Origin of the sequence: Marinobacter mobilis (genome assembly GCF_900106945.1) — a bacterium.
GTDB lineage: Bacteria > Pseudomonadota > Gammaproteobacteria > Pseudomonadales > Oleiphilaceae > Marinobacter > Marinobacter mobilis.
The window spans coordinates 1-10,800 of the sequence record NZ_FNNE01000019.1; the positions used below are offsets into that span (position 1 = coordinate 1).

Consider the following 10,800-nt stretch of genomic DNA (forward strand, 5'->3'; position numbering starts at 1 on the left):
CGATTCCATAATCCGAGGATGCGACGTAGAGTTGCCACTCAGGATCGGAAGCTTTGCACCGTTTTATAACCGTCCGTGGAAACGGGGTAGAACCCAACAGACATGAAACGTCTGCGAGACATGGGGATCTCAATTTCAATAGACGACTTTGGCACAGGCTTTTCTTGCTTGACGTATCTGAAAGACCTGCCCGTTGATGTTTTGAAGATTGATAAGTCGTTCGTAGCCCAGATTTCCGAGAATTCTGAAAACGAAGCTCTGGTACGGACCATTGCAGCCCTCGCCGATAATATGCGGATGAGCTCTATAGCAGAAGGCGTGGAAACGTCGCAACAGGTGGCCTTCCTGAAAAAGCTCGGCGTTTCGTTGCTTCAGGGGTTCTACTTTTCAAAGCCGGTAACAGCTAGTGAACTTCAGCTGAGATACGCAGTTTGAGCAGAGAGAAATCGCCCGGTACCGGAACCATACGCTGGTGGCCCCCGCTCGTTATTGGTCTCTTGATTACCATGAGTGCCGCTCTTGTTATTCACTGGCAAAACCGTCAACAAATTGATGAGCATGTCAGCCTGCTTGTCGAGAAAGCGGGAGCCTCGATCACCGAGAGTTTTGAGCGTTTCGAGTACGGGCTGAGGGCCACCCGTGGCGCAATTATCGCAGCCGGTCTGGAGACACTGAATCGACAGAAGTTTGAGAACTTTGTTGAGACCATTGATGTGGCGCGCAACTTTACAGGCGCGCTCGGGTTTGGATTTATACGCCGGGTGCCAGTTGATCAGGAGAGTCTTTTCATCGAGGGCGCCCGGGCCGATGGCGCACCCGGATTCTCGCTTCGTTTCCTGAACGAGCACCCGGGCGACCGCTATGTCATTCAATACATCTACCCAACCGTTGGAAACAAATCCGCAACCGGTCTCGATATCGCGTCGGAGGACAATCGTCGCACTGCGGCGATTGCCTCGGCCAGAGACAACGCTCCGCGTCTTACCGCGCCCATCACACTGGTCCAGGCCGACGGAAAATGGCGAAGAGGTTTTCTGATTCTACTGCCCGTTTTTCAGGAGAATGAGATTCCCCAAAGCCCTGCAGCCAGGATGGAAAACGTAGCGGGATGGGCGTATGCCCCGCTTATTGCCGACGATATACTCGAGGATATCGGGGACATTCTTCAACAAACCCAATTGTCCCTGAGCGACCCTCGCGAATCAGAACCCTTCTTCAAGTCTCAGGCCATCAATAACAATATCAACAATGGTGACAACAGCGTCACACGCACGTTGCTCGTCATGGGTCAGGAGTGGCGTCTCAGCTTGCAACCTGATTTGGAAATTGTCTCAGAGAGGGCAGGCATACTACCGGTTGCCTCGGTGATAATCGTCGGCGTTGCGATCACCTTATTTGTCGTGCTTTCCGTACAGATTTCTGGTGCCAGACTGGTAGCGGCGTCAGAACGCACATCAAATGCCCGGTTCGAAGGAGATGGTGAAGACTTTGTAGCATTTTTCAAGCAACCGCAATTCCGACAATCCATCCTGACCAGCGTGGTTGCAGTAACGCTTTTGCTAGCCTTGATAGGCTGGTTTGTCGTTCAAAGTGAGCTTTCCACAACAAAGCGCACAGCCACTCAGCTTGCCAGCGACGTTGAGGACGTATTTGAACAGGCGGTTGCCCATTACCGCCGCAACGTCCTGTTTCTGGCATCCACACCTTCCGTGATGGCGCTGCAGACCGCCAATCCCAGCTCCGGTGGCAGCCCGGAATCTTTGGGCACTGTTCTCTCAAGCAGGGTCGAGGAAACCTTCAAGGCCTACATGTCGGCAACGCCAGCCGCGCAACAGGTGCGATTTATCGCCGGTGACGATAACGCAAGGGAATGGGTTCGCGTTCAGCGCAGCGGCGAGGACCTCAGCGTGGTAAGTTCCCAGCGTTTACAACAGAAAGCGAACCGGAGCTACGTTTCCAGCACACTCAGTAAGGATGAAGGCGACGTCTACGTTTCAGCGATAACTTTGAATCGTGATTTCGGCGCTCTGACCTTGCCTCATGATCCTCAGTGGCGATTTGCAACCCCACTTTTTTCCGATGATGGCGCAGCGTTTGGTCTTGTCATCATCAACATCAGCGCAAAAGCACTTTTGAAGCAGGTTGAGGATCTGATTCCCGCAGGATCGACACTTCACATTACTAATCAGGACGGTGACTTTCTGCAGCACCCCCAGGCCTCTCGAGCCTTCGCCTACGAGGTCGGGCAGCCTTTCCGTTGGGACGATGAGTACGAAGCTGTTGATTCATCGATAGGCCTGAACATTAGCGGACTCTCCAAATGGCGGGGCCCTTTCCGAACATTATGGACGAAAGAAATTACTGTAATCCCGGATGACTCGAATCCGCAGAATGGCCTGTCCATTCGCGTTTCACAGCCGGTCGACCCCGTCTATCAACGTATTGCGATCAAAATCGCGGCGGCGTTTATCGCCATCTTTGTCGCTTTGACGTTGGGGCTAGCGTTGCAATATCGCAATTGGCTCAAGGCAAGCAAGGCTCTTTCCCAGCAGAATCTCGAAGCGCAAGAAGTGAAGAATAGGAAAGAACGGGCGTTTTTGAAGGCGATTCTCGAGTCGTCCCCAGATGCCATGGTCATCGTCGATAATCAGGGAACAATAAAACTCGCAAACCAACAAGCACAGCAGCTTTTTGGCTACTCCCGAGAGCAGCTGGAGGGGCATGCAGTTGAAAAACTCATTCCCCCCCAGTTGCGAGCTGTCCATTCCAACCACTTTGCACACTTTCTGGAACATCCCGAGAGAAAAACAATGAACTCGGGCAATACCCTTCCGGCGTTAACCGCCGATGGAAGAGAATTCCCTGCCGAAATCCGTTTAGGGCCACTTGAAACGGAGGATGGGATTATCATTTCTGCGGCTGTCCGGGATGTCAGCGAAAAAATCGAGCAGCAAAAAGAGCTCCAACACGCGTTAAACAATGCAGAGCAGGCGTCGATCGCGAAAAGTGCATTTTTGGCCAACACGAGCCATGAAATCCGAACACCACTCAATGCGATCATTGGTTTGACCCATCTGCTGCGTGAAGAAAACCTCTCGGGTGCGCAGCATCAGCTGGTTGATAAAATCCAGATGTCCGGGAGATCGTTGCTCGGCATCGTGAATGATGTGCTGGATTTGTCCAAGATTGAAGCAGACGAGATGGTGCTCGAGCAGGACCCAATCGATTTGAGAGAACTGCTTGAGGAGGTGGTTGGCGTTTTTGCGCCTCAGGCTGAGGCGAAAGGCCTAAAGTTCAAGTTCCGCGTTGAACAGAGCGTACCAAAATGGATCGTCTCGGATGTAACTCGCCTTCGACAAATTCTTGTCAATCTGCTGAGCAATGCGCTCAAGTTTACATCTGTCGGTCAGATCGTCCTAGGCGCAGAGATCATTAACGGGCAGTCCAACCTTGAGCGACTCCGTTTGTTTGTCGAGGATACTGGCATCGGTGTACCCACCGAAAAACAGCCATCCCTCTTTCAACCCTTCACTCAAGCTGACGTCAGCACTACCCGTCGTTTTGGTGGCACGGGACTGGGGCTCTCCATCGTCGGAAAGCTTGGTCAGTTGCTCGGTGGTGATGTGGGATTCGAGAGCCGGGAAGGCCTGGGTAGCACGTTCTGGCTTGAAATGCCCCTCCGAACCCGCGTCGACCCAGGGGCAGTGAGCGAAAAAGGAGGGATAGGTGCGGGCTTCATCGTCATGGTTATTGAAGACTCACAGCAAGACATCGACTCTGTGATACCGCTGGTGAAAGCCCTCGGCTGGCGTGCCCAGAGCGTCGCAGGTTTACATGGGCTGCAGGGCGCTTTTTCAGAGCGCATCAAAAGCGGGTTTTCTATTCCAGACGCACTAATATTCAACGTTCAGAATTCTCAGGCTGAGATACACAATGAGCTCGCAAAACTGCTTGATCAGGTCACGGCCAACGAAATTCCTGCCATCATCACGATTGGAATCGGAGAAAACGGGTGGGATGATCTGTCGCAAAAATTTGACCTTATCCAGCGATCACTTCAGCGGCCAGTTGATGCGTCATCCCTGTTCAATGCGGCCAACGATACTGTGTCTCGTCGCTCCGGCGATGCAAACAGGGTTATGGAATTAACTCGAATAGAAGCCGTCAAGGTCAAGTGGCTACCCAACACCCTTATCTTGGTGGTGGATGATAGCCCAATCAATGTGGAAGTCGTCACGCAAATTCTTGAGCAAAGCGGATCCCGAGTAATCAGTGCGCAGAGCGGCGAGGAAGCACTCACAGTGTTGGATCGTGAGGGCACAACGATCGATGCGGTACTGATGGACGTCCAGATGCCCGGCATCGATGGGCTTGAAACGACCCGCCGGGCAAGACTCAAGTCTGACATAGAGTCCCTTCCTATACTCGCTCTGACTGCCGGCGCCTTTGTCGAGGAAAAGCAGCGGGCACTGGCTTCGGGTATGAATGATGTTCTGACCAAACCCATCGACCCTTCGAAACTGATCAATACACTCCGTCGCGTTATTGAGCAGTATCGTTGTCGAGACATTGCAATTGAACCACTGAATACTGGTGAGATTCGGGAAGATCAGTGGCCGCAGATTGAAGGCCTTGATCAGGCTCAGGCACAACGATTCTTGATGAACGATAAAGCGCTTTTCCTGAAAACGTTAGATCGAATGATCGAACAGCACGCCAATCTTGCCGAACCCGTGGGTGCAGCCATCGATGAGCCGTCATCAACGGAGCTGCGCCTTCAGATTGCAGCCCAATGCCACAAACTCCGATCTTCATCCGGCATGGTGGGAGCGCAGCTCATACAGGCCTTGGCGGCTGAGGTGGAAGAACTGTTGAAAAGTCCGGATAGCAACGTTGAACCATCACTGGAAAAGCTCGCTCTTGCTCTGGGTGAATTGATATCGGCGAGCCGGGATGTTCTCAAAAAGTGGCGCCGAGAGCGCGAAGCGGTTAATAGTGTCAATAATGACACCAACGAAATAGTCCACTGTTCCACGGAAGACGTAAGCGCTTTGGTAAGTGCGCTGGCAAGCTCGGACCTGGTTGCTCTGGATCTGGTCGAGCATATGAAAGCCGGGCTTCACTCGACGCTGGGTGAAAAGAAGTTTAGTGAACTCCAACGAAACCTGGAAAGACTGAACTTTGATAGCGCCCTGGCTGCTCTGGCACCGCTACAAAAAAATAAATGAAGGTTGTACGCATTGATTAATTCGCATCCGTCTTCTGAAGTTTTGATTATTGATGATGATAGCTCCGTTATCTTAGGGCTGAAGAAAGTTCTCTCGGACATCGGCCGCATCAAATTCGCTACTTCCGCGGAACAAGCGTTTGAAATCATACAAGAGGGACCACCAGACTTGATCCTACTGGATGTGGGGCTGCCCGACGTGTCAGGGCTTGAGGTGTGTGCGCGACTCAAAAGCTGTGAAGGAACCAAGAAAATACCCGTCATCATTATCACAAGCAATTCCGAATCGGGTTTTGAAGAGGAAGTGTTTGCAGCAGGGGCTGTCGATTACATCAGCAAACCATTGAAGCCTGCGGTTGTGCTGGCGCGCACTAAGATCCATCTTGCCTACCAAACTGCATTGAGAGCGCTTGTAGAGTTGGCACACACCGACGAACTCACGGGTTTGGAAAACCGTCGAAGTTTTGATGAAAGATTGGAGTGCGAGCGAAAACGCGCGATCAGGGAGGGAACTCCGTTAACTGTCATGATGATGGACGTCGACGAATTTAAAAAGTACAACGACCACTACGGGCACTTGAAAGGTGATGATTGTCTCAAGTCTATCAGCCTTGCAACCGCGCGGTGCTGCCAGCGTCCTGGGGATTTTGCAGCCAGATTTGGCGGTGAGGAATTTGCCTTGATTCTTCCCGGCACAGGCGCTGAAGGTGCACAGTCTGTCGCCGAAACGATTCGAGAGCACGTGCATCAGCTGCTGCTACCGCACGCGCCAAATGCATCGCACACCTTTGTCTCCCTATCAGTCGGCTCCTGTACCTTGACGAAAGAACTGCTAGAGAGAAAAGAGTGGAGTGGGTTGGCGATTCTTCAGGCAGCCGATAATGCGTTGTATGAGGCCAAGGCAAATGGCAGAGACTGCTACAGGAGTGCCACACTCCCGGACCTATCGGCCGCTTCGCTGGAATAGACGACGCGATCACGTCACTCTTTGAATAGGAGTACGCGCTTGTGCAGATCGCCTGCAACGGTCTGAATGTATTGAATGCTTTTTGAAAATTGGTTCCCTTCACTCAGCTCCCTCACGTCAGCATTGAAATCTGCTCAACCTACTGATCGATCAGCCGACAGACGGTAGACTCCATTGAAATAAAGTGAATAGTCAAAATTTCTCAAGAAAGGTCCGATTTGTAAACACGGCGAGTTTGGGCGCTGAGTGAATGTTCGCTTTTGTTTAGTATTGCCCGGGATGCGGGACGGTCGCAAAGCGAACATTCAAATGCCTGAAGAATTCGGTGGAAGCAAATATTGCGACAGCGCTTTAACCTTGGTGAAACACAAACCTCGATTCCCAAAGTTAACATTCAGTGCGGGCTCTACCTAGTTTCCACGCTTCGCACTGACATGAGTAGTAGAAGGATATGCACGTCAGGCTGAAATCCGTTCTCCCATAAGTCCGGCCTTTTTAACTAAACTCTTAAACGCTGAAGATCTCTCAGATACCACTGGTGAAATTTGCTGAAATCACGCTTTTGTTGATCAGCCTTTTGGGCGTAGATGGCGGCGCTGGTTTCTGAGCAGGCGGTCCAACCCGCCTCATAGACAAAGCGTGTCGCGATTGGAGGCCTTTTCGGGCTACTGTCCCAACGATTGTTCAGCCACTTCTCAAGTCCGTCATCTTGCGGGGTGATCAGGTGAAGCTGCTGCTTGCTTCGGGTCATGCCAACGTAAAAGAGCCGACGCTCCTCTTCAATAGCCTCGTCATTCTGCGCCGGCTGAGCTGGCGAAATGATGCTGCGAAGCTCATCGGGGTTTCCGCCTGGAAACTCTTGCTCAGTGAGGCCAACGAGGATGACGTTATCCCACTCAAGACCTTTGGACCCGTGCAACGTTGACAGCACGAACGGCTCGTCATCCTCGGAGTCCTGCGTTGGACGGAGAATGAGACCCAAAAAGTTACTGGCATTGATGTCGCTGGCATCGAGCAGTTCGTCGACCTTAGCGACCCCTCTGCGCTGATCGTTCGATTTCGTTCGACTGACTCCTTCTTTGCCAATACTGGCAATGAAGCCAGCGGAATGCAGTTTTCGGAAGACATGGACAGCCGGGGTTTGCTCGTCAGCATTCTTGCAGACCGATCGGAGTTGGGCCAAACGATCCTTCTGAGGTATCGAATATTTGAACAGCTCCCCAAGAACCGACCATGGGTCAGCCGATGGTGCCATCAGCCCACTTAAAGCCGATTTGAACTGTCCTTTCTTCCATTTGAATCCCGCTTGTTTGAGGAAACCGAAGAGGATTTGCTGTTTGTTCGGGTGGTTATCCAGTCGGCTTAGGTCGCCATACACAGCGAGAAGGATGCCAACGATTAAGATGCCGATTTCGGTTCTGGTGTATAACGAGGTTGCGCCATTGAGGTAACGATATGGCACTCCGCAAAGCCGCAATGCAATTTCTGCTTCAGCCAGCGAGGCTTTTGTCCGAGAAAGAATCGCTCGCGTGCCTTCGGTCGATGCGAGACCTGACAGGACAGTAGATAGGCAGCTGTCAGAGTGGACCCGGACCTCGGTGCGAGGCGTGCTTGGGTGGCTGACGCAAAGTCTGGTCAGTTTTGCGGAGTTGCGTCGAATAACTGAGTTGGCCATCAAAGACAGCTCATGACCGAATCTGAACGTGCAGGACAGCTGAAAGACTCTCGTATTCGGGTAGTGTTTTTCAAACAAACCGCCGATGAAATCGGGTCGCGCTCCTCGCCACTCGTAAATGCATTGGTTGATATCACCCACGGCCATCACGGAAGCCCCCGATCGTGCCAGCAGTCTTGTCATATCATGTTGGATGAGGTTCACATCCTGATATTCATCGACAATGATATGAGCGATGTGGTCGCTGAGCCCCGTGTCGTTGCGCAAAAGCTCAACCGCCTCAATCAAAGCGTCATCGAATGTGCGCAGGCCATTTTCTTCCAGTAGCTCGCAGTACCGTCGGTAAGCGCGAATCGACTCTGGCTTCTCGGAGCCGAACATAGGATCGCTGGCTGCATCGGATGGCGTCACCGCCGCCGCTCTGCAGCGAGCAATAAATAACTCCAATGCTTCAATGTCATTCGGGTCGATGTAATCGGTCTCTTCCTCAAACCCTTCTCGATACGCTTGCTTTATCAGCTGATCGTAGCGGTAATCGTCAGACCCTAGCAGCTCTTTCTTACGGATTCTCTGATTACGCTCTCCGTGCCGGACGATTTCCAGAGCCAAGCTGTGAAAGGTCCGGGCTTCCGGAATCACAGGGGATCTCAGCGCTGTCCTAAGTTTCTGTGAAAAACTGACCTGGGCGGATTTGTTATACATCAGAATTAGGATAGATCTTGGGTCAATTCCGGATCGCACCAAGCGTTCAACGCGCTTCACCAGAGTCGTGGTTTTTCCGCTGCCGGGCACTGCTTTTACCAGCGCATGCCCTGCGCCATGGCTGACGACTCTTTTTTGTTCCCAGGTTAGTCGCTTTGTCATGTTTTCACCCGATAGGATGCACACTGGCGGGCCTCGGTGTATGGAACCATCTTCGCCTTACTGCGACAGAACAAGAAGCCGTCTTCCCAGTACCCTGCATGCTCGCACCGAACGCAGTTGGGAAACTGGGAATCCGGATCAACTTCCCCGACGAAGTTCCGTAGATTAGCGATAAGTTCAGCCCCAGCGGTCGAGCTTGGCCAAGCGTTCGATACTGTGTTGGCGGTTAGATCGACTGCTGACAGAGGCTGGGTAGTCCGATTCAGCCGTCCGGACTCACTGAGGCTCCAGACATCCAAGAACACATTGCCCACAGAGCACTCGCCGCGACATGTTTCCTCCGATCTTGCAGGCGGCTGCCAGTTATAAACGGTCAGATTATCGTCTTTTCCCGAGTAATATCCGGTCATCAATTGCCGAATATCCGCTTCAGATGCAATTTTGAATTCAAGAATCGGAACTCCGGTCTCGATCTTATCTGGGCTGCAGGGATGTGTTACACACATTTCGATGTAACACCGTCGCTCGCTTGTCGCCTGGCTTAACAAGACATCCGGTTTCAGACCAGTATGAACATCTTTCTTTTCGAGCTCCGCTGTGTCGAAAAACTGCGTCAAGTTGTACTTTGCGGGAACCGACGTCTGGCAACGAAGGGAAGAGGCTCTAGCAAGTTCCAATCGTTCGCCAGTGCAAAAAACTTGGCGTTCTAATGCGAGACTGATGGGCGTTCCATCGTTCAATGATTTTTGATACCGCTCGAAAAAGGCCTCTTTTGCACACTTATGCAGGTAAGTCTCAAGGGCGCAGCATTCTTGCGCATGACGGAAATGCCTCGCGTTCTTCTCGCCCATCACTGGGGAGAGGTTTTGTCTACAGCCGGGGCAAACGTAATCCTGCGAGCGGACTGCTTCACTGATATGAATTAGGAATCCGTGGGAATCTAGTGCGAACGCGTACTGAATTGATTTAGAGTCAGCGGTCATAGCCCTCTAGTCTCCCGGAGAATGAACGTTTGGGATAGGCGTAGCTCAAAGTGAGCGGCGTAAAGCAAACGAGCAGAATATTCGTAGGTCAACGCGAACGTCCAAATTTGAAGTGGTCGCAAAGCGGACATTCAGGCGGATACACCAACACTTCCCTCGGGAGAAATTCAGCCTCTTTTTAGGAATGTCCGCAGCAATAGGATAGAGCCCTACAGTGGTGCTTGCTATAACGGATCGAACCTTCCGCCGAGGGATGGGCTCTTCTGCGGAGACCGCTCAACTTGCTGGCAAACCCGAGGTTTACTTATACATAAGTTTACTCTAAAGTGCACAGACGCTTATATGCAGTCGGCCTACAGAGCTTAATGCTCAGAGCTAGATGCTCGCCCCTCCGCTCCCCTCTGATGCACGGGAGGTTTCAGCTGCAAGCCAAATACATTTTGGCGCGTTACTTCAAATGTGAAACCTAACTCAGCTAGTGAGATTTAATAACTCAACTGCGAGGACACCATGTGCAAGATTGATGCGCCATTTGGCGCCCGTTCCCTTGATGAAAAAACTGACCCGAAAGAACGCTTCTTACAAGCGCTTGATGAATTTGAGCTTACTGGACAGTTCCGGTCTTTGCTCATTGAGCATTTCTCCGGAAACTGGAAACGTGTATTCGGGACAACGCGGCATTTAGAAGAGACCCTGAAAAGTACTCAGCAACAAACTTCCGATGAGCAAATCTGTGCTGCGTTTCTTTCTGCCTCGCCAGTGTTAGAGAAGCTGAAGGGTTCTACCCCGTTTCCACGGACGGTTATAAAACGGTGCAAAGCTTCCGATCCTGAGTGGCAACTCTACGTCGCATCCTCGGATTATGGAATCGCTCGATGTAATCGAATATGTCGGCCCTTGCCTCATCCAGGGTTCGATAGCGCCGGCGATGAACACGCTCGCGCTTGAGTATTCCGAAGAACCCCTCACAAGCAGCATTGTCGCCGCAGTGCCCGACAGCGCTCATACTACTTACCACGCGATTACTGCCAAGGAAGCGTTGGTAATCGCCACTGGTGAACTGACTACCGCGATCTGAATGCAG

General features: G+C 51.9%; 6 protein-coding genes. 3 read left to right on the forward strand and 3 right to left on the reverse strand.

Going from position 1 to position 10,800, the window contains the following annotated elements:
• The first annotated feature begins 102 nt into the window (after positions 1-102).
• From BLV11_RS18020 to BLV11_RS18030, 3 genes are all read left to right on the forward strand, one after another.
• Positions 103-435: an EAL domain-containing protein gene (locus tag BLV11_RS18020; RefSeq protein ID WP_091817900.1), complete on the forward strand. Its 333-nt coding sequence runs from the start codon at positions 103-105 to the stop codon at positions 433-435.
• A 71-nt stretch (positions 436-506) separates the two neighbouring features.
• Entirely contained in the window at positions 507-5,228 is a 4,722-nt protein-coding gene (locus tag BLV11_RS18025) for a CHASE domain-containing protein (protein ID WP_091817904.1), read from the forward strand.
• A gap of 12 nt (positions 5,229-5,240) precedes the next feature.
• A complete protein-coding gene (locus tag BLV11_RS18030) occupies positions 5,241-6,194 on the forward strand; it encodes a diguanylate cyclase domain-containing protein (RefSeq protein ID WP_091817907.1) in 954 nt (317 codons plus the stop codon).
• A 499-nt stretch (positions 6,195-6,693) separates the two neighbouring features.
• On the opposite strand, the gene BLV11_RS18635 is transcribed toward BLV11_RS18030, so the two are convergent.
• The 3 genes from BLV11_RS18635 to BLV11_RS18045 all read right to left on the reverse strand — a co-directional run.
• Positions 6,694-8,733 carry an ATP-dependent helicase gene (locus BLV11_RS18635; RefSeq protein WP_091817912.1) on the reverse strand — a complete coding sequence of 680 codons (2,040 nt, stop codon included), beginning with the start codon at positions 8,731-8,733 and terminating at the stop codon, positions 6,694-6,696.
• Entirely contained in the window at positions 8,730-9,716 is a 987-nt protein-coding gene (locus tag BLV11_RS18040) for a competence protein CoiA family protein (protein ID WP_091817916.1), read from the reverse strand. The genes BLV11_RS18635 and BLV11_RS18040 overlap by 4 nt, the downstream gene beginning before the upstream one ends.
• A gap of 802 nt (positions 9,717-10,518) precedes the next feature.
• The coding region (locus tag BLV11_RS18045) for an IS3 family transposase (protein ID WP_139173257.1) at positions 10,519-10,800 on the reverse strand (282 nt) is incomplete at its 5' end.

Bases quoted from the DNA above. Each gene is read 5' to 3' on its own strand.
- BLV11_RS18020 (WP_091817900.1), top strand. From the start codon at position 103: ATGAAACGTCTGCGAGACATGGGGATCTCAATTTCAATAGACGACTTT.
- BLV11_RS18025 (WP_091817904.1), top strand. From the start codon at position 507: ATGAGTGCCGCTCTTGTTATTCACTGGCAAAACCGTCAACAAATTGAT.
- BLV11_RS18635 (WP_091817912.1), bottom strand. From the start codon at position 8,733: ATGACAAAGCGACTAACCTGGGAACAAAAAAGAGTCGTCAGCCATGGC.
- BLV11_RS18040 (WP_091817916.1), bottom strand. From the start codon at position 9,716: ATGACCGCTGACTCTAAATCAATTCAGTACGCGTTCGCACTAGATTCC.